The sequence below is a fragment of the Microcoleus sp. FACHB-68 genome (assembly GCF_014695715.1).
Lineage (GTDB): Bacteria > Cyanobacteriota > Cyanobacteriia > Cyanobacteriales > Oscillatoriaceae > FACHB-68.
This window is the reverse complement of record NZ_JACJOT010000008.1, coordinates 1,070,287-1,096,240: the sequence shown is the minus strand read 5'-3', so window position 1 is coordinate 1,096,240 and position 25,954 is coordinate 1,070,287. Positions and strand designations below refer to the sequence as shown.

The following is a 25,954-nucleotide window of genomic DNA, read 5'->3' as shown; positions in this document are numbered from 1 at the left end:
CGCAATTTTTCTAAATTTTTTGGCATCGACCAACGCAATCGGCGTAAGAATCCATTTAGCTCGCTACGCGACAATAGCTTACCCTCCAACGCTTGACATTGTTTGATCTAAGTCCCTACAGAGATCCTCCGCGTCTTCAAGTCCCACTGATAGTCTGAAAACCCCATCCCCTGCAAAGTTGCGGTACGCCTCAGCCTGCGTCTCATCGAGTGCGAAAGAGGTTTCTAGCATTTCCTGAGTCGAAATATAGTAGATAAGACTACGCTGATGACCAAGAGACACAGCATAGTGAATGACTTGCAATCGCTGGGCAAAAGCTTGAGCAACGGCAAGAGCATCTTTGGCCTGGAAAGCAATCATGCCAGAAAAGTTTCGCATCTGCCGTTTTGCTAATTCGTGTTGCGGATGGGAGGGTAGACCTGGATAAATCATCTGTTTGACTTGAGGATGAGATTCCAGGAATTGTGCCACTTTCAGTGCATTTTCCTGATGAGCTTTCATGCGGATAGGCAATGTAGCGATCCCCCGCATGATCAGCCAAGCGTTAAATGGGCTAAGCGCACCCCCCAGATGAACCAGCAGATCACGAATTCCTGATAGTTCATCGCTTGCCCCCAGAACTGCTCCACCAATTGCATCCCCATGTCCACATAAATACTTGCTTAGGGAGTGGACGACAAAATCTGCACCTAAACTGAGGGGCTGAGTTGCTACAGGGGTGGCAAAGGTCGAATCAACCGAGAGCTTTGCACCAGCAGCATGAGCTATTTGTGCGATTGCCCTAATATCCGACAATCTAACAATCGGGTTACAAGGGGTTTCAATATGAATCAGCTTGGTATTGGTTTGGATTGCTGCTTCTACAGCCTTCAAATCTGTTGTGTTGACTCGCGTTACCTGAATCCCAAAACTAGGAATCAATCCCTTCATCAATTCAGCCGCGCCAACATAAGCAACGTCGCTCATCACCAAGTGGTCGCCCGACTTAAGCTGGTGAAACATCAAGGCTGAAATGGCTGCCATACCGCTCCCAAATGCCACACAAGCCTCAGCGCCTTCTAAAGCTGCCAATTTTTGCTCTAGCTGTTGAACAGTTGGATTGCCCTCACGGGTATAAAAGAACGTTGTTTGACCCTGTAAATTCTCAGCCGAGAAAGGAGTATCTGCATCGGTCACAAAAGATGATGACATTACAATATTGGGGGAGGAAGCACGAGTAGTGCTATCAGGTTTTTCTCCAGCATGAATTGCTGTCGTTTGCAACCCTTGAAACTCGAAATTATTTGCTGACATGAAGTGAAAGATCTCCTGAGTTATTTTTGCAGTTCAAGGTTTCCCTGTATTGCGGTGCCGATCGCCTGCTCGTCTGGAGCATTACTTTGCAGCAGTGCATGAGCAACATTGGCTTGGTCGGTGTGACTGTCGATCATCTTGTCCATTGATTCGCGTGAACTTTCAAGTGTCATCATTCGAGGAACACCGTTAAGGGGAGAAAATTTCTTTTGGGAGTTTTCTTACCTAAATACAGATTGTTTTCAAATTTTTTTGAATTTGATTTCTCAACAGTTTGAAGATTCGCTATTAATTATCCAATTGGATAATGGAGCCTTTCATAAAGCGAAACGGCTCTTTCTTGCCAAACAACATCATTTTATTCTTTCAGTATCATTTTATTCTTTTAGCCGGCGTACTGTACGCAATTAAATCCTTACGCCTGCGGCGGGGCGAAGCCCTATGAACAAGTTTGGCAATATCTCAAGCGCCCCTGGCATTGGTCGATGCCAAAAAATCTAGAGGAATTGCGGCAAGATCTCAAAGTCGAACTGGAAAAATTAACGCCACCAATTCTCGCATCAATTACTGTACGGCATGATGTCTTATCAGCTCTATCTGTAGTGAACTTTTAGAGAATAGGTATTAGATGTGGGAAAGCTTATTTTGCCACAAACTCGCTATTCTTCTTTGAGGCCGGCAAGATGCCGGCCCCAAGAGCAATTAGCGATCAACACGGCTTAAACAGCGAATGGCTTCCAGCATCCCTCTGGCTTTGTTGAGGGTTTCTTCGTATTCTTTTTCTGGCTCAGAATCGGCAACCAAACCGGCACCGGCTTGAACAGATACAATATTTTGCCCATTGCCTTGGCTGCGAACCACCATTGTGCGAATGGCGATTGCACTATTGAGCTGACCCTCAAAATCGTAATAGCCATAAGCACCGGAATAAGGGCCGCGCCGGCATCCCTCTAACTCATGAATAATTTCCATCGCCCGAATTTTAGGCGCACCGCTAACTGTGCCGGCGGGGAAGCAAGCTTTCAGTAAATCCCAGGCTGTTTTATCCTTCGCTAATTGACCAATCACGTTACTGACAATGTGCATCACATGAGAGTAACGCTCAATAATCATTAATTCGTCAACCTTAACAGTGCCGTTGATACAGGCGCGGCCTACATCATTGCGGCCCAAGTCTACAAGCATGACGTGTTCGGCAATTTCCTTGGGATCTCGTAGCAATTCTTCAGCGAGGGCGTCATCTTCCTGAGGCGTTTGGCCCCGCCGGCGCGTCCCGGCAATTGGTCGCAGCAGCGCTTGTTGACTGCCATCTGCGGTTCGCTCAGCTTTGACCATGACTTCTGGACTTGAACCAATAATCTGCCAGTCCCCGAAGTGCAAATACGCCATGTAAGGCGAAGGATTAACTAAACGCAGTGAGCGATAAAGGGCAAAGGGATCGCCGGTGTACTCGGCTTGTAGCCGCTGAGATAAAACGACTTGAAAAATATCCCCAGCTTTGATATAATCCTTTGCCTTTCGCACATTCTCGCAAAACTGCTCTTGGGAAATATTGCTGGTATAAGTTAATTCCGGCCCTTGGGTTCCCTTGCTTTCTGGTGGCGTCCAAGCGAGAAGTGTATCTTGACTCGATAGGGGCATCTGGAGTTTGCTCACCAGTGCTTTGACGCGATCGCAGGCTTGCCGGTAAGCGCCGGCTAAATCCCCACCGGCATCCCGCAAATCCGCATAAGCGATCGCCCAAATCTTGCGCTTCACTTGGTCAAAAATCAGCAGGTTATCTACCTGCATCCACAACCCGTCCGGCAAGTCGGTTTCTTCTGCGGGGTAAACCGGCACACGCGGTTCAATCCAGGGAATGAGTTCATAACCCCAAAAACCAAATAAACCCCCGATTCCTGGTGGCAGTTGCGGCAAATTCACCGGCTGATAGGGTTTTAGGCAGTTAGCCAGAACTTCAAAGGGATCGCCTTCAAATACTTCTACGCTGCCGGTGCGGTGAGTTTGGGTGGTGCGATTGGCTTTTGTTTCCAGAACCCAAAGCGGATCGCAACCGAGAAAACTGTAGCGGCCAATTTTTTCTCCGCCTTCCACTGACTCCAAAAGAAAGCTGTAAGGTTGGCCGGCGCAAACTTTGTACCAAGCAGACACCGGCGTATCAAGATCCGCCGCCCATTCCTGGTACACCGGCACAAAATTTCCTTGCTGGGCTAACTGAGAAAACTGTGAAAAATCCGGTAAAATCATGGACGCAACGACCTGTAGTTCATTAGCAATACTTTTATTTGCGTTAGAGCTGCAAAGACCAGAACAACCTGCTCAGCCTGAGATGTCTAACTTTTTAATCAGATTACACGCACTTAGAGCTTAATTTAAAATTTAGAAATTCAAAATTTAAAAGAGTCTGAGCTGTACTGTCCAGCAAGCTTGTTGCCGGCACTGTGTTTTTAATAATAACCGCAGATGATAGGGCAGCGTACTCTGCCGGTATCGGTTGATCGTTGAGAAGCAGTTTCGTCAGATTAACCGTTCTAGAGTGATTGAATTCACCTGCTCTTGGTCTGTCTCCTCATCTACGCTTTTGGGTGCAAGGGTTGAGACAGGCGATAAGGAAAGGGCAGGCTGTGAACCCGCCCCCTCCTTATCTGCAAAAAGTAACGACGCACAGTTTTAAGGGAAGCACCCCAAAACTAAACTTCGTAAGTCTTTTTACCGCTGAATTTGATTGAGGCGGGTTCCGGGTTGCTGCCGATATTACGGTCATTCTTGCCCACATAGGGACGGCCTTCGTTCACCTTTTCAGGGAAGACGCCATCTTTAGGATGTAGGTACTGGATTTCGCCGTTCGGGTAAATCCGGTAAATTTTGTAGTCCGTAATTTTGAACTTGGCCCTTAATTGCTGGCCACCCAAGGCAATGCAGTATTCCTTACGGGCTAAGTACAGCAGGTTTTCACCTTGCCGCATGATAGCTGAACCGCCGGTGGGCAATTCAAAGACCTGTTCCTTCGGGCTAGTCCAGGTGATAGCGTATTTTTCTTCGACTTCTGCTTTTGACAGTAAGCCGCCGGTGCCGCCGCCAAAGATCGGAGATTGTCCAGTTAAAGTTTGTGCCATGAATGACTCTCTCTTACTTAATGTTTCAGGCAATTTTTATGGAATCGTATCACCGAGACTCCCCCTATCTATAAACTTGGTCACGAACTGTTACAGTTCTTTAGGTAAGGAGAGTCCTGAGTCCTGAGTCCTGAGTCCTGAGTCTTGAGTGGGAGAGTCGGAGAGTAGTGAGTGTTTCAGTACCCAATCCCCAATGCCCAATCCCCAATGCCCCTACCTTTAGGTTGGCGCAGCCTTGCCCCATGCCCAATGCCCCATGCCCAATCCCCAATCCCCCTCAATTCGGGTTGTAGCCACGGGGAACTTGGCTGAGCGCATTCCAAGTCTGCTGACCGACAATGCCATCGGCTGCTAGACCAAAGGTTTTTTGGAAGACGCAGACAGCCTTGTGGGTCAGGAACCCAAAGTTTCCATCAATGACGCCGTTATAGTAACCCGTCAACCAGAGAACCTGCTGCACGGTTCTGACAGCCTGACCTGAACAACCTTGTTCCAGCATCGGCATATTAACTGGGGTGCCGGTGGCCAGTGCTTGCCAGGTAAGAGGGCCGACCATGCCATCCTCTGGGAGAAAAACGCTAAATTGAAACATTTTGACGGCAAATTCCACTGATTTATCAAATATGCCGGTATTGGTTTGCCGGTAGACTCCCCAGCGCTTTAATAGCTTTTGCAATTCCATTACGGCAGCGCCTTGAGATCCGAGTTGCAATTGGGGCTTACTGACATAGGCTTTAACAGAATTGTCTAGGTTGGTAGATAACATAATGAATCTTCCTTTAAGTTAAGTGTCTACATTTCCCAAGATAGGGCTGCCGGCCTCTTCACACCTCATCTGTCCGATGCATTCAAATGGGTGATTAGAAGTAAGCCTGCCGGTTCACCCAACAGCAGGATGTTGTTTAAAATTATTACTTCAAGTTTCACTCCCCTTGCGGGGATTTTCTTAGTTGAAAGTGCTGACTTGACTGACGCGTATCTGCACCAGACAACGATGATTTCAGTCCGATTGACGGGGATTCTGTTATGGGTGTTATCCTCATAATCTTTCCATTGACAAGTTCATAGCAACTTTTGTAATTGCTACTATTTTTTAGTGAGCCGGCTATGGTGAAACCAACTCCTCGCACGAAAAAACGTAAATCTGACGCTCCATCTCAACCAATGCTTGACTGGCCGGCTGATACTGAACTGGTGGGGTTGATATTTGAATTAAATCCCCGTGCAGCAGATTATCTTTATGCTCAATATACAATAGGGTTACACGCTTGGTTTCTCGATCAAGTGCGTCAAACTGACCCAGAACTTTCAGCTTATTTGCATGATGGAGAATCGGAGAAACCTTTTACAATTTCGGGTTTAGAAGGTTCGTTGTTAACTTCTGGTAAAGAGTTTCAATTGCACGAAGATGAAACTTATCGGTGGTATGTAACGGCGCTTTCATCACGAGTAGTGGCGTGGATGATTGAGTGGAGAAAACACTTGCCGGCAGAGGTAGAATTACGCAATGCGCCGTTAGAGATTCGCTCCTGTGAAATTGCATTACCTCCTACTACTTATCAAGCGCTTTATGAGGCAGATTTTCCTTCACCGGCATCTATCAGCTTGAGTTTTACTTCGCCAACAAGTTTTCGCCGCAAAGGCTATCATTTGCCTTTACCTTGGCCGGTTAATGTATTTCACAGTTATTCGCGTCGCTGGAATGACTTTTCCCAAATGCCGGTTGATCAGGAGGCGTTTTTAGAGTGGGTGGATGAGAAAGTGCTGATCACTCGCCACAAGCTAGAGTCTGCAAAGGTGGCTGCCGGCAAAAAAGGAATGGTAACAGGGTTCACCGGCTCGGTAGAATATCGTTTAGTGCGGGAGGCAACCGCGCATTCTGAATTTGAGCGCCTATTTTACACATTGGGAAAATTTGCGCCATACTGATGATTTAGAAATGCCTTATGAAACTGTGAAAACTTATGCAAAATTAGCCCGTCGCGCTTTAAAATCTGAGTAACCTTTGCAGAATTTTATTATAACAAATTATCTAAACCTGCCTCCTCTTCTCCCCATTTCTTCTCTCAACAATTAAACCACCGGCAAAAGCCAAATATCCTTGTAAACCCTCTGTGTTTATCTGTAGTTATAATTAAAAACCACAGCTTTTATAAGCAATCTATTCTTCTACTGCTTCTTGTGCCAATCATATCCAGGAGGCAGCCGGCGAACCGTAAATTCTCTATATCTAACATTACTGCGTTTAGGAGAAGGCGAACTCGGAGAAACCGGCTGTCTCCATAAAACGACCGGAATACTCATGGCACCGAAAATCATGACAATTGTGGCAGTTATCCAAACGAGGAGGCGATTTGGTTTATAGTCAGCACGTTCTATTTGCCAGAAAACTCGATTGTAACGCCATGCAGCTAATGCTATTAAAATAATTCCGATAATGGATAAGCCGATACCAAGCGTCTCAGAACTAAGGAAAGAATGGGTAACAATCGCCTTGCCGGTGATACTAATTTGCAGTTGCCTTAAAAATAAGCCAAATCGTGAAATTGCAAAGCCAAACCCAATCAATGCAATTGAAGTCCTCAGCCAAGCAAGAAAGGTTCTTTCATTCGCTTGATGCTCTCGTTGCCGGTCAATTTTCGGCACATTTTCTCTTTGTTGATCGCTCACAAAAATGATACCAAATTAACACAAGCCGGCATTAGGCATAGCATCCGCGTTTACATATTTTCGTCACCCACAATATTTTGTGCGCGGATGCTTCGCCCCTACAGACATAATACATATTTCGGTTAAAGCAATATTACCGATAATTGGTAAATTGCAAAGCCACCGGCAAATCTTCTTGCTTGAGGCGTTGAATCACCTCTTGCAACTCATCTTTAGATTTAGCAGAAACCCGCACAACATCGCCTTGAATTGAGGCTTGAATTTTTTTAAATTCGTCGCGGATTAATTTGCTAATTTGCTTGGCGATTTCTTGGCTAATGCCCTTTTGTAGCTTAATTTCTTGACGAACTCGGTTGCCGCTAGCTGAATCAACCTTGCCGTAATCAAAGATTTTTAACGACAAATTACGCTTAACAGCTTTTGTTTGTAAAACACCGTGAACCGCTTCTAGGGTGAATTCACTATCTGTATTAACGATAATCGACTCAGTGCCTAATTCTAGGCTGGTGTTCGTATCTTTGAGATCATACCGGCTCTTGATTTCCCGTTCAGTTTGGTCAACCGCATTCACCAATTCCTGCCGGTCAAAATCGCTGACAATATCAAATGAATAAGTAGAAGCCATAACAAAGTAAAAAGTGAAGAGTGTTCGCCTCGCCGGCGCTCTTAGCGCATCGAAAAAAAAGTGAAAAGTGCCTTAAACAACACCCATCGCTTCAAAGCGCCACAGAATTGTTAACAGCCAGTAAACTGAGAGCAAATAATGTGAGCGTTGAAAGAGAGCCAATGCCAAACATCAGCGATCTCGCCAAAGGCACATTCAAAATATAAAAAACCGAGTGCAGCAACCTCGCTACCACAAATGCGATCGCCGCACCGGCAGCCAAAGTAGAATTCTGACCCGTCACATAAGCCATCAGTGCAGCTGCCGCAAACACCATAAACGTTTCAAATGAGTTTTGGTGCGCCCAAGTTGCTCTTTGACCGTATGCCGGCAGTTTATCAAACATAGCGCGGGGCGCTGCTATGTCCATCCCCACCTGAAGGCGAGCATAACCCACCACCAGGAATGGAAAATAAATCAAAGCAGCTGCCGCCGCAATGCAATCTAGCAGAATGGCAGACACAGGTAATTGCATGAGAACTCGTTAATCAAAGTAAAACAGAGTCACAACTCGCCGTTGTTCCTCGGCTTCTTGACACGTCTGTAACAGCGTGTGGCTGTCGTGAAATGCAAAGCAGATTAACTGCTGGCAGCGAGAAACAATCTCTTGGTTGCACAAAGCACTTGCTTCTGCAAGCGACAGCGTGTCGTTACCAGGATTTTCGACTAAGTGCATCACGTGCTCAAGGGGTTCGCGAGACTCGGCTGGCTGACGAGCCAAGCTTTGCGGCAAGATTACCGTTAGCAAGTTGGGATCAGCCCGCATTGCTCCTCGGATCGCCGCTGCATTCGTGCCGGTGGCACCAGAGGTGATGAGACGGTTGCCGGATAAAACCAAGGCGTAACTCATCATCTCAATCAGGTGCTGGTGGGTAATGGGAACATGGCGCGATCCTAAAAGGGCAATCCGCTTAGCGCCGGTTTGCTGGATCGTCGCTAGTTCTTGCGCCAGTGTATCTATCTTGGGGATGTCTATCGATTGACTCAAAGACGCTATAACGCTGAACAGAACAACCACGACATTGTAGCAGACAGAAGGTGTGGCATGGCTCAAATTCTCACAGCAAAATGGGAACTAGGGGGTGCTTCACCCCAAACAGTCTGGCAATTGATTGCCTTAGCCAAAATTTGCAGATGAAGTCTGGCACCAAAAAGCTTTATTCACCGGCACTGGCAAGCAAGGCTGTGGTCATCACGGCAACCGAGGGTTTGCTCACAAATTTAACTTGACAAAACAAAGAATAAGTGCATTTAGAAGCCCACAGCTAAAACAGGAGAATTCACCAATGGTTCGCAATATTTCCACAACGCCCTTAAAAACAGATGTGAAACCGGCCCTGACTTGGGCAAAAGCAATCATGCCACCGGCAGCGGAATTTGACCCCACACCCCTGCCAATTCTTGCCGGCAAACTGCCTGCCGGTTTACGCGGTTCCCTCTACCGCAATGGCCCAGGACGCTTAGAACGCGGCGGACAGCGCATGGGCCATTGGTTTGATGGCGATGGGGCAATTTTAGCGGTTCATTTTAACCAAAAGGGACAAGAGGGAACGGCTACCGGACTTTACCGCTACGTGAAAACCACCGGCTACCAAGACGAGGAAGCAGCCGGCAAACTTCTTTACGGCGGCTATGGCATGACAGGAACAGGGCCAATTTGGCGACGGTTGACGAAAGCCGTAAAAAATGCGGCGAATACCTCTGTACTGGCGTTACCCGACAAGCTGCTAGCCCTTTGGGAAGGCGGGCACCCCCACCAACTGGATCTGCAAACCCTAGAAACCGTTGGACTGGATGATTTAGAGGGGTTAAAAACCGCTTGGAACTACTCCGCCCACCCGAAACGTGACCCCGAAACCGGCGAGATTTATAATTTTGGCGTAGCGCCTGGGAAAAATGCCGTCTTGCACGTTTACCGATCAAATAGCGCCGGCAAGCTGGTGCAACAAAACAGTATCACCCTGGATGGCGTGCCCCTACTTCATGATTTTGTTCTCGCCGGCAACTATTTAGTCTTTTTCATCCCGCCGGTGCGCCTCAACCCCCTGCCGGTGCTGTTTCAGCAAAAAAGCTACAGCGACGCACTTGCTTGGCATCCAGAAAAAGGAACCCAGATTTTAGTCATTGATCGCAACACCTTGGAAGTGGTCAGTCGCAGTGAAGCGGAACCCTGGTATCAGTGGCACTTCGGTAATGGCTATGTCGATGCCGGTGGATCTGTGGTGGTGGATCTTGCCCGCTACGAAGATTTTCAGACCAATCACCGGCTTAAGCAAGTGGCAACCGGCCATGTAGAAACGGCTGCTAAGGCGACACTATGGCAACTTCGTCTCGATCCGCAATCGGGTCAAATCACTCAACAGCAAGAAGTGGTTGATCGTAGTTGCGAGTTTCCCACGGTCGCCCCCGCCGAAATGGGCCAAGCGTCGCGCTTTACTTATCTAACCCTCCACCGGCAAGGCGTTGATATTGGCCCAGAACTCTATGGCGCGATCGCTCGCTTCGACTATCACACCGGCACCCTCACAGAGGCTGATTTAGGAGATAACCGCTACCCAACCGAACCTCTCTATTGTGCGGATGCAGAAAATCCAGATCGCGGTTGGATCATCACAGTCGTGTTTGATGGCGAACGCAACAGCAGCGAAGTTTGGATTTTTGATGCCGATCAGCTAGATGCGCCGCCGGTGTGCCGGTTGGCTTTACCCAGCGTTGTGCCGATGGGATTTCACGGCACTTGGAACCCAGCCTGAGCGATTGTTAAATTGTTGAGGCCGGCACGACTGGTTAATTCCTCCTAACTTTCCCGGAAAAGGGCGAACTCGCTTCCCCCTTTTCCCCTCTAAATTACAGAAATTCCTAACAATTCTTTAAAAGATGTTGCGTGCCGGCTGAGTAACTGACGCTCACAATATTTGAATAACTTTACATAATAGAAGCTGAGCCTACTTTATTCGGAAATTACAGACTTCTTTGTACTAATCTTTACAAAAGATATGCAAGTTTTCTATCAGCAATTAACTATTTTTAAAAAATAAAAGTTATTATTTAATTTAACTGAGTTTAATTAAATAGCTAAACTCTGAGAAGATTAGTTAAAGTCAGTAAAATACTTTACTCATTGAGGAGTAAAATGGCTCAAAACATTCTGGTACGGAACAACGTGACAATGTTCGGGCAAGGGTCACAGCCCATGCTGTTTGCACATGGGTTCGGTTGTGACCAGAATATGTGGCGTTTCGTAACGCCGGCCTTTGAGAACGACTACCAAATTATCCTATTCGACTATGTAGGGTCTGGGAAATCGGATCTTCTCGCTTATAATGCTGAGCGCTACAGCGATCTCAACGGTTATTCTCAGGATGTCCTTGATATTTGCAAAGCATTAAATTTAACAGACGTGATTTTCGTCGGGCATTCCGTCAGTAGCGCCATTGGCATCTTGTCATCCATAGAATCCCCTAATTACTTTGATCAACTCATACTCGTCAGTCCTTCACCCAACTATATAAATGATCCCCCTAATTATGTAGGAGGATTCGAGCGCAGAGACATTGAGGGGCTGCTTGATATCATGGAGAAAAATTACATGGGTTGGGCAAACATTATGGCTCCCATTATTATGAAAAATGAGGAGCACTCAGAGCTAACTAATGAGCTTGAAACAAGCTTCTGCTCGACCGATCCAGTGATCGCAAGCCGCTTTGCTCAGGTTACTTTTTTCTCCGACAACCGCAGTGATTTGCCCAAAGTGACGACACCCTCACTAATCTTGCAATGCTGTGAGGATACGCTCGCTCCCATCGAGGTCGGACAATACCTCCACCGCCACCTGCCTAAAAGCACCCTGCAACTGATGAAAGCTACGGGACATTGCCCACACATGAGCCATCCACAGGAGACTATCGATCTGATTAAGGAGTATCTGATTGCCGCTCATGCTACCTGAGGCGCACTGCCAACAGTTTATGATGGGCCACGGAGACGAGCTGCTAAACACCGCACCCTGCGGTTTCCTCTCGTTTACCGATGATGGCACCATTATGATCGTCAATGCCACCCTGCTGGAATTACTCGGTTACGAGTTCGATGCATTGCGGGGCCGGCGGATGGAATCGATTTTACCACTTGCCAGCCGCATCTTTTATCAGACCCATTTCTTCCCACTGCTAAAACTGCACGGCAAAGCAGAGGAGATCTACATCTCCGTCAGATCCAAGCAGGGAACTGATGTCCCCATGCTCGTGAATGCCGTGCGCCGGGAACGTGCAGGGAACTTTGTCAATGACTGCATCTTTGTGCCGATGCGGCAGCGTATTCAGTACGAAGCTGAAATTCTTCAGGCAAAGAAAACCGCAGAGGCAGCCATTCATGCCCAAAACCTAGCAAACGCAGCACTAGAGCAAGTTCAGGTAGAATTGGCAGCCAAGCAACTAGAGCTGCTCGAACTCAATGCTCAGCTCGAAGAGCAAGTTGAGCAACGCACTGCTCAACTGCAACAAGCACTGAGTTTTGAGTCATTACTGCAACGAATTACTGATAAAGTTCGTGACAGTCTTGATGAGGGACAAATCTTGCAAACAGCCGTGCAAGAATTGGGAGTTGGGTTAGGGATCGAATATTGCGATGCCGCTATTTATAATGCTGATCAAACCCTCGTTTCTATTGCTTACACATACAATCAAACTCCGACTTCAACTTTAGGGCAAGTCCAGAAAATAAATCCTCCTCGTCCAGTTATTTATCCCTCCCTATTGCAAGGAGAAGCCTCTCAATTTTGCGCCATCACCCCAGATTGGTTAATTCATAGTTCTAGCCAATTAGCCAGTCTCGCTTGCCCCATCTATGACGATCAAGGAATTTTAGGCGATCTGTGGCTGTTCCGGCAAAAAGAAGGAAGCTTTAACAACTTAGAAATTCGGCTAGTGCAACAAGTCGCCAATCATTGCGCGATTGCCATGCGTCAATCTCGTTTGTATCAGGCAGCTCAGCTTCAAGTACAAGAACTGGAACGACTGAATCAGCTAAAAGATGATTTTCTTAGTACCGTTTCCCATGAACTGCGGACGCCCATGTCTAGCATCAAAATGGCAACCCAAATGCTGAAAATTAGTTTAGAGCCTTTGGGTGTATTCGCCAGTGACTCCAGCTCAATTAACCGCTATTTCAAAATTCTTCAAGAAGAAGGGCAGCGCGAGATTAGTTTAATCAACGATCTCCTCGATATGACTCGCCTAGATTCAGGGACTGAACCGCTCAATCTCACTGATGATGTTATTCTCGAATTTTATATTCCTCATGTTGCCGAACCATTTATTGAACGTACCCGCAATCACCAGCAGCAACTAGAAATCAAAATTCCTGAAAATCTACCTCCGTTAACCACGGATCTTTCCTACCTAGAGCGCATTTTAACCGAACTCCTGCATAATGCCTGGAAATACACTCCTCCAGGAGAAACCATCACTTTATCTGCACAAGCAACCCCAACCGGCTTAGAAATTTTGGTCAGTAACTCTGGCGTGGAAATTCCAGCAGATGAATGTGATCGAATCTTTGATAAGTTCTACCGCATTCCTAACAATGACCCCTGGAAACATGGGGGGACAGGACTAGGGTTAGCACTGGTGAAAAAATTTGCTGATCAGTTAGGAATTAAGATATCCGTTGAAAGCAGTTACGGGCAAACGACTTTTATTCTAAAGTTTGAGTCTTACGGATAAAAAAGCAATGCTAAAGGAGCCTCACCCTCCCACGTTAGCGCGTGAATTATGCAAATTATCTGAAAAACAAAGATTGCCGAGATACAGAAATATACCTCCTAAGAAAGAGACTATTGCAAGCCCAAAGAAAGATGTGGCTGCTCAGTGAACTCCGATAGGGTGAGCTTAGAAAGTTAAAAAGCGAGTATTGCAGTCACTTCAAGATGTTCTTCACCGGCATGACTGTAGGCCAAAATAGCCAGGACGTACTCAGTAGTTAGAGGAGGTTTTCCATGCAAAATACATTTAAAAACAACGATGCTAGCATCCGTGAACGTGCCGGCGGCATCACCTCAAAATTAGGAAATATTGGGGGAATTATGGCCCTAGGACTTCTAACAGCAGTTCTGGGTGCTTGCAACAACGAACCCAACAAAGAGGCAGTCGCTCCTGCACCTCCGGTAGCCACGCAAACAACAGAAGCAGTCGCTCCTCCGCCTACAACATCAGTCAATAATGTGGCTGATAACCCCACCAAACTGGTTGGTCAAACTGTAACTCTCGAGGGAGAAGTTGACGAAATTGTTGGCCCTCGTTCCTTCAGATTGGAAGGTCAGCAGTTATTTAATAATGAAAAAGTGCTGGTGATTAATGCCAACCCCGCGACACCTATCACAGACGATAATGAGGTCAGCGTCACCGGCACAGTCCGCAACTTTGTTCTTGCTGAATTTGAGAAAGACTACGATTTGCAGTGGGATTTGGACGTTAAGAAAAAGATAGAAGCTGAATACCAAAATAAGCCAGTTGTTGTCGCTCAAACCGTCCAAAAATTAGAAAACGACTAAGCGCTAATTGCTGTAGAGATGTAGCATAAAGCTTGCCTGTAAATCCTCAAATCTGCGGTTGAAATTTTGATAGAAACCGCAGCTTTTAGCGTATGCCTGACCTCTGGCATACGCTGATAATTTAAAAAGATTTAATCAGTAGGGGCAGAGAATTCGGACTAGAAACCTTTACTAATGGCGCTCGTATGCGATGCACAGAGGGCACACTACGAATTGCGCCTTGACTTTCTCTTTTCTCCTTATCGCAGCAATTCCTTTAACTTTTGCTGATCCCAAAGTGAGCGATATAAACCCCCTTTTTGCATCAACTCAGCATGAGTGCCGGCTTCTACAATCTGACCTTGATCCATCACAAAAATGCGATCAGCGGTTGCTGCTGCGGACATTTGATGGGAAATAAAAATCACAGTCTTGCGGTGGATATCCGTGGATAAATTATTTAAAATATCCGTCGCCGTCTGATTATCCACACTCGAAAGCGCATCATCCAAAATCAACACCGGCACCTCCATCAACAAAGCTCTCGCCAGTGCCGCACGCTGCCGTTGCCCCCCAGATAGCGTAATTCCGCGCTCACCCACAATCGTTTCATATTGCTGGGGAAAATTGAGAATTTCTCCCTCAATTTGGGCTTGTTTCGCTGCATATTCCACCTCTGGTTGTTCAGCTAAAGGATTGCCATAGCGGATATTATTTCTAATCGTCGTGCTAAACAAAAAACTGTCTTGCGGAACGTAAGCCATCACCCCCCGCAAATCCTGCAATCGCACCTCAGTAATATCGCAGCCATCTAAAAATAACTGTCCGGGTGCAATATCCAACAAGCGCGGCAAGGCATTTGCCAAAGTCGATTTACCCGAACCAATAGGACCCACAACCGCCACCGTTTCGCCGGCAGCAATCTCAAAGCTGACATTTTTTAAAGCCGGCACTTTCGCACCCGGATAAGTATAAGTCAACCCCCGTGCTTGCAAAGTCCCCCGCACCGGCTTCGGTAATTCAATCGCTTTCGCAGAGTTCTGAATCTTAGGCTCAACCGTAAGAATCGACTCGATGCGATCAATACTGACTTCACCTCGCTGATAAGCAGTAATCGTGAAACCTAGCAGCGCCGTTGGGAATACCAAACGCTCAACATAAAGAATTAAAGCAATAAAATCTCCAACCGTAATTTCTTGGGCTGCAATTGCCCCTGCACCAAACGCTAGCAACACTAGCAAACTCAAACTCGCTAACCCAGAAAGAATCGGAAACAGCAACGTTCGAGTTCTTGCCAGCTTCAAATTTGCGTTTAAAAGCCGATTGTTATTCTGGGCAAAAGCACGGCGTTCGTTTTCCTCCTGTGCGTAAATTTTAATCAGGGAGATGCCGCTCATATCCTCCTGAATTAACTCACTCAAACCTGAGAGTTCTTCTTGCACAACTAATTGTTGATTGCGGAGTTGATCGGCAAATAGCTGTACCAAAATCAGCATGATGGGATAAACTGAAATTGCCAACACAGTCAGGCGAAGATTAATTGACAGCATCACCGGCAGCGTCAGCGCGTAGGCAAACACCGTATTTGCCAAACTCAACACGGCAAACCCCAGCAACCGCCGAATATTATCCACATCAGACGTCGCGCGGTTAATTAGATCGCCGGTGGTATTGGTGGCAAAGTAAGACGGTTCAAGGGTCAGTAGGTGTTGAAAAATATTTTGTTTCAAATCAAATTCTACTTGCCGGCCCACTCCAAACAGCAACAGCCGCGAGACGACGCGAATTCCCCACATCACCGTCGCCAGTACCAAGATCAGCACGACATAGGGCAAAATCGGTTGTATCGACGTGCGCTCGGTTGTTTCTACACTAAGTCTGAGTTGATCAATGCTATTGCTAATTAACAGAGGAATATAAACTCCCACAGCGTTAACAATCAGCAATGCTAAAACGCCCAAAGCCGCTGGTTTCCAGTGGGGCCGCAAATAATTTGCTAGTTTTTGCAATCGAGAGCGAGCCATGTCAATTTTTAATTTTAGGTGAGAGGGGCTAGGCAGGAGAGACAGCTTTTTGTGTCGCAACTATCAGAAAGTTCAACGCTCATTCACTTCATCTTGAGCGATGGCGACTTTTTAGTTTAAACGAATTGCTGCCGGTGCTGCCTCCCACCTAATGCCGGTTACACTCGATTGCAAAATCTCTAGCTCAGGTTCAGCCAGCCGCGCATAAAGTAGTAAATTAACGTGAAAAATTCATTAATGGCTCGTGTAGAGCGCAGCAGCGCTTCCGCAGAAGGTATAAAGTCTGCTAGCGTCAAAAGTCTTTGTGCAGGGTCGCAGATGATTTCTTCCAAGTTACTGGCGCTAGAAATTGCGTTTAGCCCCTGCTTTTGATACGTCAGCTGGGCACGACCGACATCAATGGGAGAGGCAACCACAACGACTCGATCATTCTGATTGACTCGTCTCTCGTTCAAGATTCGTTTGATGTTAACTGCGCTGTCGTGAACGCTCACACTATTGTATTCCGTAACTTCCGGGACGCCCATATTTCCAAGCATAGTCCTGATATATTCTGTTTCAGTTTGCTTGGTCGTCCCCACTGCCTGCTTGCCGGCGCTGACGATCATGAGGGGACGAACGCCAAACCTGGCTTGCTGCCGATATTCGGCAGCGGCTGCCAGAATGCGTTCGTTCGTATCTACCTGGGGAATTTGAGTCCCGTAGGGTTGATACGCCTCGGTTACGCCTCGACCCAACAGTACAACTGTGCCGGCTGTTCGCACACTGGCCGGCGCATTACAAAGTTGAGCCGTTGATACGCCGGCTGAAGCTACTTGGCGCTCTAAATACCGAGAGATCCAAGGGTTGCTCGACAACACCAAAATCACCATAGCCCAAATGACTAAATTCGCCTTTTTTCCCTTCTTACTTAGCAGCAACAGCAACAGAGACAGACCCAGCGGCTTCAGCGGTAACGACAAAATGCTCCAAGCACTGCCACTCAATGGAGCAGCTGGGTAGAAAAATGGCAGTATCAGGGCGAGCACCAATATTACGAAGCCCAACACAGCCAAATAGTTTTTCGGCACTAATCGCTGCAAGACATACCACAAAAAGGTGAGAACCAGCAGCCATAGCAGCGCTTGGGTTAGTAAAGAAAACATTTGCAAACTTCCTTAACTGTCGCCACAACTTTGTTACCGATATTCTTGCCGGCTCGCCTGAATTCAAGCATAAAAATTCTTGACAAATATATTTGTTTCTTAAAATGCATTAAATACTAACCAGGTTAATATCCTTATTGGGTGTTTTCAGGCTGAAAATTTTGGTTGAAATCATTGTGTGAGATTACCCTATCGTTTGAGTGAGGCTACTTCTACCTAGTCTTTCGCTTTGTCATCTGCTGAATTGTACTTTAAAAATCTTCACAAAAACCAAAAGATAATTCGTTAATTTTCCTCGCTACTAAGGGCATTTTAACGACATGATAAAACTCAGCTACTCACCCTCGCTGTTCATGTCACGTTCCACAATTTTAGCTTTGTCCATCAATGGCCTAGCCCCAAACTGGTCGCAACTGGAGAGTTCACAATATGGAAGTCAGTCATCTACTTAGGCTCTACGATGCGGGAGAGAGGGACTTTGCCGGTGTCAACTTGCAAGGGGCAAACCTGAGTGAGGTAACTTTGATCGGGGTTAACCTCACAGGTGCCAATCTCATGGGAGCCAATCTCAGTCGCGCTTTCCTGACAAAGGCAAATCTGAGTGATACCTTTCTCAACTGGGCAGATTTAAGTTTTGTTAAACTCAGCGAAGGCAATCTGGCTGATGCTGACTTGACTAAGGCTAACCTCAACGGCGCTTTTTTGGTGAAATCAGATTTATCTAAAGCCAAGCTTAGCGGTGCTAATCTCACCGGCGTTAATCTGCGCGGTGCCAATCTGCAACGTGTAAATTTATGTAGCGCCAATCTCACCGATATTAATCTGCGGGGAGCTAACCTTAGCCGAGCCAATTTGAATTGGGCAAATTTGTCAGGTGCAAGGCTCAGCGGGGCGATCCTTGATGGAGCGTTTTTAAATGGGGTGAATCTCAGTAAAGCTTTTTTGAATGGGATTGAACTCAATGGCGTCGATCTTAACGGCGTCGATTTGAGGGAAGCCAAACTGAGTGGCATCAACCTGCAAGACGCAAATTTAATGGCTTCAAATCTCAGCGCCGCAAAGCTTCGGGGCGGCAGCTTAACCGGGGCAAATTTGGCCGGCTCCGACTTGAGTAAGGCACTGTTGAGCAAAGCCAATCTAAATTGGAGCAATCTCACAAACGCAGATTTAAGCGGTGCCGATCTCAGTGAAGCGCATTTATTAGGGGCAAAAATCGAGGGAGCTGACTTTACCGGCGTCACGCTCCCTGAATCAACCCGCCGGTATCTCTGCTTAATTGCCGCCGGCACCACTACTTGGACGCGCAAAGAAACGAGGGAAACGCTGAGTTGTTAGGGCATGGGGGATTGGGCATGGGGCATGGGGCATGGGGCATGGCTGCGACAACTAAAAGGTATGGAATATTTCACCCTCTCACCCCCTATCTTCTTCCCAGCTTCGTAGGTTGGGTTGAGCGCAGCGAAAACCCAACAAAATGCTTCTCCCTACCCCCTCGCTTTCACCGGCGTTTCAGCTCAGTGCGAATTGCCTCTGTAACAGTTTGAATGACTTTGACGCGAGCGAAATATTTATCATTGCCGGCAACCACTGTCCAAGGTGCGGTGGGTGTACTGGTACGCCCAATCATCTGATTGACTGCCACATTGTAAAGCGGCCATTTCTCCCGATTTCGCCAATCTTCTGCGGTGAGTTTGTGTTGCTTAAAGGCATTTTCTTCGCGTTCTTGAAAGCGCTTTAATTGTTCTTCTGGGCTAATGTGCAGCCAGAACTTTACCAACACGCAGCCGGCGCTGGTTAGTTGCTCCTCAAACTCGATAATTTCTTGGTAGGCGCGACGCCATTCAGGTTCGGTGGCAAATCCTTCAACACGCTCAACCAGCACTCGCCCGTACCAACTGCGATCAAAAATGCCAATGGTGCCGGCGGTGGGCAACCTGCGCCAAAACCGCCAGAGATAGTGATGGGCTTTTTCTTCATCTGTGGGGGCGGCAAAGGCGCTGACAATATAACTGCGAGGATCGAGCACATCGGTTAAGCGTTTAATCGCTCCTCCTTTGCCGGCAGCATCCCACCCTTCAAACAACACCAGCACCGGCACTTGATTTTCGTGAATGCTCAGTTGAAGTTTTCGCAGTTGCAGTTGTTCTTTGCGTAACTGCTTTTTGTAATCTTTTTTGTCAAGGCTGACACTCAGATCAGTTTGCCCTAAGAAATCCGGTTCAGTCGCGTCTAACTGTTCTTGTGGATCTCTGACAGGTGGCAGCGCTTGACTTTGTAGCCGGTCGAGTGCTTCTCTGAGGCTTGTTACCATTTTCGTTAAAACTTTAACTCGTGCCCAGCGCTGACAGTCTCCCTCTACCAGTGTCCAAGGGGCGATGCCGGTGCTGGTGCGGCTCACCATTTCTTCAGCAAAAGCTGCGTATTCTGGATAACGGTTGGCTTGCTGCCAGTCTTCTGGGCGTACCCGCCATGCTTTCAATTCATCAGCACCGGCTTTTTTGAGCCGGCTTTTTAATTCTTTCTTGCTTACATGAATCCAAAATTTAACAACCGTCGCGCCATCATCCATGAGTTGGCGCTCGAATGCGTTAATTTGACTCATTGCTGAGTGAACCTCTGTTTCGGGCAAACGCCCAAAAAGCCGGTCTTCTAAGACGTGAGTGTACCAACTGTGATAGAAAAAACCAATGCTGCCACGCGCCGGCAGTTTTTGCCAAAATCGCCACAGAAACGGGTACTGTCGTTCTTGTTCAGTGGCCGGCCAAATTGGGTGAACCACAAACCCGCGCGGGTCCATGTATTCCACCATTTTCTTCACCAGCGAACCTTTACCCGCCGCCGCCCAGCCTTCCAAGACGACGATCGTCGGCAATTTTTTTTCCCAACACGCCTGTTGCAGTTGCCGCAGTTCCCGCATCAGGGCTTCAATCTGAGTTTTGTAGGTGTCTTTATCTAAAGATTGGTTTAAATCTAGGGTGTCTAACATTGGAGAGTTAAGATTAGGTGCTTATAACCCAGAATAAAAGTTCGTTGTAGAACGCGCACGTTGCTTGTTATCATGCAACATTACAGCAAATGAGATTCACCACAACCATTAACGGTTGTTTGTGATAGCGCACAAGGCACGATTAATGGGCCTTTCCATCAGGAAGCTTGTCTGCATCTACAATCTAATAAAATTTTGCTGAAAGTGATCTGAGAGTTTGCCGCTGCCTAGTATTTCCAAAGGCCGGCATTTTGACCCTTAGAGCACGAATCAGGGTTGTAGATAAAAGGATTGAGCCGGCAGTGGACGTTAAAATCAATCGTTTGGAGTCAGTTGTTGAGCAAATTGGCGAGGCTGTACTCGCTACAACCGTTACCGTAGAACGCTTAGCTGAGCGTATTGATGCGCTCGCAGCTCAAGTGCAGCACCAGTCGCTACAGGTGCAACAGCAAGGTTATCAAATTTTTGCCTTAAGTGACGCGGTGCAAACTCTCGCGCAAGTCCAGCAAGATTCTATGGATCAACTGACGCAATTAACTGAGTCGTTGCAACGTATCGTATCCGTGATTGAAAAGCCAGAACCTTAACACTCTTCAGGATAAAAAGACAGGCATTCTTGGTTCGGCAGTCAACTGATTAAGTAATTTTACTTTTCTATACTTATGAATGCCTCTAGCTGAAGCTTAGCAGTTTTAGTCACACTTTGTATGCTTAATGGCTGGGATCGGCTGAATCATATTTTATACATAAAGTTGTGTCTTATTATACGGTTTGCCTGAATTTGTTCAAAGTTTCATCAAAAACGTCTGTCTATAAATTTACTGTCTTTTCTGGAAAACCTCTGTAATTCCACAGAGGACATACCTAAAACGCAAAGATAGGATTTCTGTAAGCATTCTAGTCCGAGCAGTTTTTATCCTTCAGATAGAGCTTATCGTTTCCTGGAAAAAGCTTTTTGCTACCTGAGCTAGAAACGAGCACATCAAAACACCTGTTTGTGAAGTTATTCATAATACTTTACTTACAAGTAGGTAAATTTATCTACCTTGTAGTTTTTATACTTAAACTATTTTTTAAGTATAGCCGTCTCATTTTCGCTTTGTTACCGGCAGAAGTCAGGAAGTTGTGTCAATTTTTGGAGAAAGGGACAAATGTTGGATTCTGAAATTTCAATCGGCACTCAATTCAGCAGTGGTTTGATAGATACTCCTCCTGATGAGAATTTCTTCAGGTTGAGCGATCCGGGCAGTGGCAGTGCAATTTTAAACAAGAATGGAGATTTTCTGGATACTTCTGCCGGCATGAGTCCAGAAGCAATGCCAGATGAAGCATTGGTTATCGGCAGCGATGCGACAGTGTCAGTTTTGTCAGCCGGCATCAATGAGAAAGATAGCACGGTTGCAGCCACAAATGCTCTGGATACCATCACCGGCGAGTTATCTTCTGTTGAAACAAGCGCCAGTGAACTCTCGGAATTAAAATTAGAAGACGCTGACAAAATATTTGATGCAGATTGTTATGCAGCGATGAATCCAGATTTGGGGAAAGCCGGCATAACGACGCCTCAGCAACTCTACGAACATTTTAAGGATGCCGGTTTAAATGAAGGGCGAGATTTCTCACCGTTGCTGAATCTGAACTTTTATCGAGTGTGCAACCCCGATTTAGTGGAAGCCGGCATAACAAGTAATCAGCAGTTATATGAACATTGGCAAAAACACGGCATCGCTGAAGGACGCAGTTGTTCGCCGTTTGTCGATCTTAAGTATTATTTGAAAAATAATCCAGATTTAGCCGAAGTGTTTGGAGAAGACACCAAGCTAGCATTGGATCATTTGCAAAACTACGGCGTAGGGGAAGGACGCAATTTTTCGCCGTGGGTAAATCTCAAATATTATTTAGAAAATAACCCAGATTTAGTAGAAGCATTTGGAGAAAACTACAAGCTAGCACTTGAGCATTTGCAACAATATGGCGTTACGGAAGGACGCAAATTTTCACCGGCAGTTGATTTAGACTTTTATTTAAATAACAATGCCGATTTAGCTGCCGCTTTTGGAAACAACAAAATGCTGGCTTTTGAGCATTGGCAAAAACATGGATTTGCTGAGGGACGTAAATGCTGCCCAAATAGTGCAGATATGCTTTCAGGTGAATTTTTGGGAGGTAATGGGGTTCGGGTGCCGGTGAATTTGGGTAATTCAGCAGATTTAGGAAATGAGTCTGCTACACCGGCAATTTCTGGGGATGCTGAAGATAATTCAACAGTGCCCGTAACTTCTAGCGATGTTGAAGATAATCCAACAGTGCCGGCAATTTCTGGGGATGCTGAAGATGATCCAACAGTGCCGGTAACTTCTAGCGATGTTAAAGATAATCCAACAGTGTCGGCAATTTCTGGGGATGCTGAAGATAATTCAACAGTGCCGGTAACTTCTACCCAGGTTGAAGATGATGCAACAGTGCCGGTGACTTCTAGCGATGTTGAAGATAATCCAACAGTGCCGGTAACTGAGTCTAATTCATCAACTGATATCAATGAAGGCAATGCAACGCCGCCGGCAACTGAAACTCCTGTGGGAGAGAAGCTGACACCCACCGTGACACCACCGAAAACCTTATCTGGGTTAGAAGCGGAACCGACGCCACCGATGGAGTTGCCAGAGAATGCCGGTGGGAAGAATTCTAAGAAAAACCCATCACCAAAACATTTCCAATTTAAGACGACGAAGGAAGAATATTTAAACGGAGAAACTGTTCGATTAAATGATGCGTGGGCATTTGATGCCAGTGGTGCCGGCGATTTAGAGCGGGTAGAATTTTCTCTGCGTCGTAAAGATAATAAAGAATGTCAGGAAGTTGAAAATGCTACCAATTTTTTAACGTCTAGCAAAGATGATCGCTGGGGCTGGTTAAATTATCAAATCAGTGGATTAGCGCCCGGTGAATATCAATTAAAAGGTGTTGCCTACGACAAAGCCGGTGGGAAGAGTAACACCGCAGTTACGAGTTTTACAGTCAGCGAAACAGCGCTTGTAACGCCGTTGCTTGGCTTTATTGATTCTGGATTTGCTGCAAAAAGCCCTGATCTTGACTACTCTCGCCTCGTTTTAGGGAAAGACTGGGTTGATGGTGATGATAACCCCTTAATTGAAGCTGGAGAAGGCAACGAACACGGCACATTTATGTTAGGACTAGTTGCCGCGATTCAAAATAATGGCACCGGCATTTATGGGATGAATGACCATGCAAAATTATGGTTAGGGCGTGCCATTGGTTCTGGCAAGTGGGCAGAATCTTTAATGGAATTTGTCGATTATGCTAAGCAAACCGGACAATCCAACGCGATCGTCAATTTAAGTTTGGATTTAACTCAGGTTGAAGCAGATGGCAGTATCAAAACCCGCTACGAATTTACACCTCGTGAACGAGAAGCGCTGGAATATGCACGACAAAATGGGGTTTTGATTGTAGCGGCTGCCGGCAATGATGGGGATGTCATGTCAGTTTTGGGACAAGCTTCCCAAGAGTTTGACAATATTATTACTGCCGGTGCGGCGAATGGAATTGAGCGGGCGGCTTATTCCAGCTATGGCGACGGCTTGGATATCTTAGCCGAAGGAGGGAGTATAAGCGAGCCGGTGACATCCACTGTCGGTGATGATGTCGGAAACATGGCAGGAACCTCCGTTGCCGCCGCACAAGTCACAGGTGCCGCATCTCTACTGTGGGAGGCAAATACTGAATTAAATTACCGGCAAGTGATTGAGGTTCTCAAGTCGAGTGCAACTGATTTGAATGTTGCCGGTTGGGATAAGGAGACGGGTGCCGGTTTACTCAATACAGAAAAGGCGGTGGAAGTTGCGAAGTTGACGATGCCGGAAGAGTATATGCCGACAGCTTTCTTAACCCCTGATACTTGGCAGGGTGAGGGGGAAGTTAGTCCGTCTGAACGAGCAGTGGAGTTTAATTATTCCATTACCAATGAATCTTTTAGTGGGAGTGTTGCACCCATTGGCGCACCCTACTATGGCGTCTCTTACCGCCGATCTCCTGAATTTGAGGACAGGTGGGGAGAGGGAATTGCTGCAGAGAGTAATACACTACTTGAATTTGATGCTTGGACTTGGGGTGAAGTTGGCCAAGACTTTTGGTATAACAACGACGATGCCTTATGGTATCGCCTAAAAGATACAGATTACTGGGTTCCTAGCGTCTATATCAACGGTTATCCACCTAGTCAACCCTCGTTATTACCTCCAAGTAATCTAACTTCAACAGGAAGCAATGAAGTTTCAATATTTTCTGGCACTGTTATTGCCACAATCGGTGCAATTGTTCGTGATGAAGCAACCATAAGTTCCGCAGAAGTTGGGTCTCGGAATTACAGAGATACAGTGGAGTTTGATGCTTGGAAAATTGGAGATTATGTTGACTACAGTGATTCTTTAGGAACTGCAAGTGATCGCTGGTATCGGATTGCTGGCACAGATGATTGGATTTCGGCTGCAATTATTGATGGCGTGCCTGGATCTCAGGGGGCTGATAATAACAATTCATCTAGTCCAACAATCAGTTCTATCGCCCAACAGTATCAAATGGGAAATCCTACATCTGATGTCATCCTTTATTCAGGTAACATCAGCTATCAACTTTTTGATAAAGGCTCGGTTGTCAGCAGCCAGCATGGCATCTTCCCACTTTACGGGGGTATTCGTCAGGAATACTTGAATACAGGAGGACTAAATGGCCCTCTGGGTGCTCCGACGAGTGCAGAAACTGGTATAGGGAATGGAGTTACCCAGCAAACTTTTGAGGGTGGATACATCATTTGGAATGGTTCAACGGCTACGGCTTATTACCAAGGGGATTTACCAAACGTTATACCTCCAACTAACACCCCTTCAACTATCCTTACAGCACAAGACTTTGGCAATTGGTCGAACTGGGCTGAGTACACTTCTCGTAATCCTTTTCCCTCTCCCGGTCAAAATTGTACTTGGTACGCTCATGGTCGAATGATGCAGTTAGGCTATAGCGAATATGCTTTAGATAGTATGTTAGGGGATGCCGGTACATGGGACGATACTGCGGCACGTGGCGCTACTGTAACATATACCCCTCAAGTTCCCTGTATTGCGGTATGGGATCCTTATACTGGAGGAGCGGTGCAATGGGGTCATGTTGCTGTGGTTGAGCAAATTAACCCAGATGGATCAATTTTAATTTCTGAATCCAATTGGAATAACACAGCCTACGGCACTCGCACACTCTATCAGAACACATTGTCATGGCCTAGCAAGTTCATTACAGTGCCCAAAGCTTAATTTTTAGCAGATAGATATCGATTAAGGTGTTGAAATTTTCAGTAGAAGGCTACAATCCCATTCACTCGATCATTGCCACTACGAAAACTAATCTATCCGCTAATAAAATGATGGGAATTGTATATGGATTTGCCAGGGAAATAGGAACAAAAAAACCCTTGGCTCGTATCTAAAGCAAGGAATTGATTTCTCATGTTCAA

Annotated in this window: 19 protein-coding genes; 8 read left to right on the top strand and 11 right to left on the bottom strand. The window is 46.4% G+C overall.

Going from position 1 to position 25,954, the window contains the following annotated elements; all coding sequences use genetic code 11:
- Nucleotides 1-78: 78 nt before the first annotated feature.
- From H6F73_RS13415 to H6F73_RS13400, 4 genes are all read right to left on the bottom strand, one after another.
- Complete coding sequence (locus H6F73_RS13415; protein WP_190759215.1) at nucleotides 79-1,293, bottom strand: PLP-dependent aspartate aminotransferase family protein; 1,215 nt, start codon at nucleotides 1,291-1,293, stop codon at nucleotides 79-81.
- 702 nt (nucleotides 1,294-1,995) lie between these two features.
- Nucleotides 1,996-3,540, bottom strand: a complete 1,545-nt coding sequence (gene trpE / locus H6F73_RS13410; protein ID WP_190759214.1) for an anthranilate synthase component I — start codon at nucleotides 3,538-3,540, stop codon at nucleotides 1,996-1,998.
- Between the two features lie 443 nt (nucleotides 3,541-3,983).
- Nucleotides 3,984-4,409, bottom strand: coding sequence for a photosystem I reaction center subunit II PsaD (locus tag H6F73_RS13405; RefSeq protein WP_190759213.1), 426 nt, complete (start codon nucleotides 4,407-4,409; stop codon nucleotides 3,984-3,986).
- Nucleotides 4,410-4,686: 277 nt separating this feature from the next.
- Nucleotides 4,687-5,175, bottom strand: coding sequence for a peptidoglycan-binding protein (locus H6F73_RS13400; protein WP_190759212.1), 489 nt, complete (start codon nucleotides 5,173-5,175; stop codon nucleotides 4,687-4,689).
- Between the two features lie 341 nt (nucleotides 5,176-5,516).
- Between H6F73_RS13400 and cas6 the strand changes: the two genes are divergently transcribed.
- Nucleotides 5,517-6,338, top strand: coding sequence for a CRISPR-associated endoribonuclease Cas6 (gene cas6, locus H6F73_RS13395; RefSeq protein ID WP_347239532.1), 822 nt, complete (start codon nucleotides 5,517-5,519; stop codon nucleotides 6,336-6,338).
- Nucleotides 6,339-6,578: 240 nt separating this feature from the next.
- On the opposite strand, the gene H6F73_RS13390 is transcribed toward cas6, so the two are convergent.
- The 4 genes from H6F73_RS13390 to H6F73_RS13375 all read right to left on the bottom strand — a co-directional run bounded on the left by H6F73_RS13390 (nucleotide 6,579) and on the right by H6F73_RS13375 (nucleotide 8,731).
- Nucleotides 6,579-7,079, bottom strand: coding sequence for a DUF202 domain-containing protein (locus H6F73_RS13390; protein WP_347239531.1), 501 nt, complete (start codon nucleotides 7,077-7,079; stop codon nucleotides 6,579-6,581).
- A gap of 133 nt (nucleotides 7,080-7,212) precedes the next feature.
- Nucleotides 7,213-7,704 (bottom strand): YajQ family cyclic di-GMP-binding protein, encoded by a 492-nt coding sequence (locus H6F73_RS13385; protein WP_190759211.1) that lies wholly within the window; start codon nucleotides 7,702-7,704, stop codon nucleotides 7,213-7,215.
- Nucleotides 7,705-7,795: 91 nt separating this feature from the next.
- Nucleotides 7,796-8,218, bottom strand: a complete 423-nt coding sequence (locus H6F73_RS13380; RefSeq protein ID WP_190759210.1) for an MAPEG family protein — start codon at nucleotides 8,216-8,218, stop codon at nucleotides 7,796-7,798.
- Between the two features lie 9 nt (nucleotides 8,219-8,227).
- Nucleotides 8,228-8,731: a DNA recombination-mediator protein A gene (locus H6F73_RS13375; RefSeq protein WP_190667134.1), complete on the bottom strand. Its 504-nt coding sequence runs from the start codon at nucleotides 8,729-8,731 to the stop codon at nucleotides 8,228-8,230.
- Between the two features lie 298 nt (nucleotides 8,732-9,029).
- Between H6F73_RS13375 and H6F73_RS13370 the strand changes: the two genes are divergently transcribed.
- The 4 genes from H6F73_RS13370 (at nucleotide 9,030) to H6F73_RS13355 (ending at nucleotide 14,293) form a co-directional block, all read left to right on the top strand.
- Nucleotides 9,030-10,496 carry a carotenoid oxygenase family protein gene (locus tag H6F73_RS13370; RefSeq protein WP_190759209.1) on the top strand — a complete coding sequence of 489 codons (1,467 nt, stop codon included), beginning with the start codon at nucleotides 9,030-9,032 and terminating at the stop codon, nucleotides 10,494-10,496.
- Nucleotides 10,497-10,876: 380 nt separating this feature from the next.
- Nucleotides 10,877-11,692 (top strand): alpha/beta hydrolase, encoded by an 816-nt coding sequence (locus H6F73_RS13365; protein WP_190759208.1) that lies wholly within the window; start codon nucleotides 10,877-10,879, stop codon nucleotides 11,690-11,692.
- The gene (locus tag H6F73_RS13360; protein ID WP_242072484.1) at nucleotides 11,682-13,466 is read left to right on the top strand and encodes an ATP-binding protein; all 1,785 of its coding nucleotides are present in this window, start codon (nucleotides 11,682-11,684) and stop codon (nucleotides 13,464-13,466) included. Before H6F73_RS13365 ends, H6F73_RS13360 begins: the two co-directional genes overlap by 11 nt.
- Nucleotides 13,467-13,738: 272 nt before the next feature.
- Entirely contained in the window at nucleotides 13,739-14,293 is a 555-nt protein-coding gene (locus tag H6F73_RS13355) for a hypothetical protein (protein ID WP_190759206.1), read from the top strand.
- Between the two features lie 239 nt (nucleotides 14,294-14,532).
- Here H6F73_RS13355 and H6F73_RS13350 read toward each other — a convergent pair whose 3' ends face one another.
- Both H6F73_RS13350 and H6F73_RS13345 read right to left on the bottom strand, forming a co-directional pair.
- Nucleotides 14,533-16,296, bottom strand: coding sequence for an ABC transporter ATP-binding protein (locus H6F73_RS13350; protein WP_190759205.1), 1,764 nt, complete (start codon nucleotides 16,294-16,296; stop codon nucleotides 14,533-14,535).
- 179 nt (nucleotides 16,297-16,475) lie between these two features.
- Nucleotides 16,476-17,441, bottom strand: coding sequence for a YdcF family protein (locus H6F73_RS13345; RefSeq protein WP_190759204.1), 966 nt, complete (start codon nucleotides 17,439-17,441; stop codon nucleotides 16,476-16,478).
- A 429-nt stretch (nucleotides 17,442-17,870) separates the two neighbouring features.
- Between H6F73_RS13345 and H6F73_RS13340 the strand changes: the two genes are divergently transcribed.
- Complete coding sequence (locus H6F73_RS13340) at nucleotides 17,871-18,776, top strand: pentapeptide repeat-containing protein (RefSeq protein WP_190759203.1); 906 nt, start codon at nucleotides 17,871-17,873, stop codon at nucleotides 18,774-18,776.
- Nucleotides 18,777-18,939: 163 nt separating this feature from the next.
- Here H6F73_RS13340 and pap read toward each other — a convergent pair whose 3' ends face one another.
- The gene (pap, locus tag H6F73_RS13335) at nucleotides 18,940-20,427 is read right to left on the bottom strand and encodes a polyphosphate:AMP phosphotransferase (protein WP_190759202.1); all 1,488 of its coding nucleotides are present in this window, start codon (nucleotides 20,425-20,427) and stop codon (nucleotides 18,940-18,942) included.
- A gap of 302 nt (nucleotides 20,428-20,729) precedes the next feature.
- On the opposite strand from pap, the gene H6F73_RS13330 reads away from it, so the two are divergent.
- Both H6F73_RS13330 and H6F73_RS13325 read left to right on the top strand, forming a co-directional pair.
- Nucleotides 20,730-21,014 carry a hypothetical protein gene (locus tag H6F73_RS13330; protein WP_190759201.1) on the top strand — a complete coding sequence of 95 codons (285 nt, stop codon included), beginning with the start codon at nucleotides 20,730-20,732 and terminating at the stop codon, nucleotides 21,012-21,014.
- A 564-nt stretch (nucleotides 21,015-21,578) separates the two neighbouring features.
- Nucleotides 21,579-25,754 carry a S8 family serine peptidase gene (locus H6F73_RS13325; RefSeq protein ID WP_190759200.1) on the top strand — a complete coding sequence of 1,392 codons (4,176 nt, stop codon included), beginning with the start codon at nucleotides 21,579-21,581 and terminating at the stop codon, nucleotides 25,752-25,754.
- Nucleotides 25,755-25,954 lie beyond the last annotated feature (200 nt).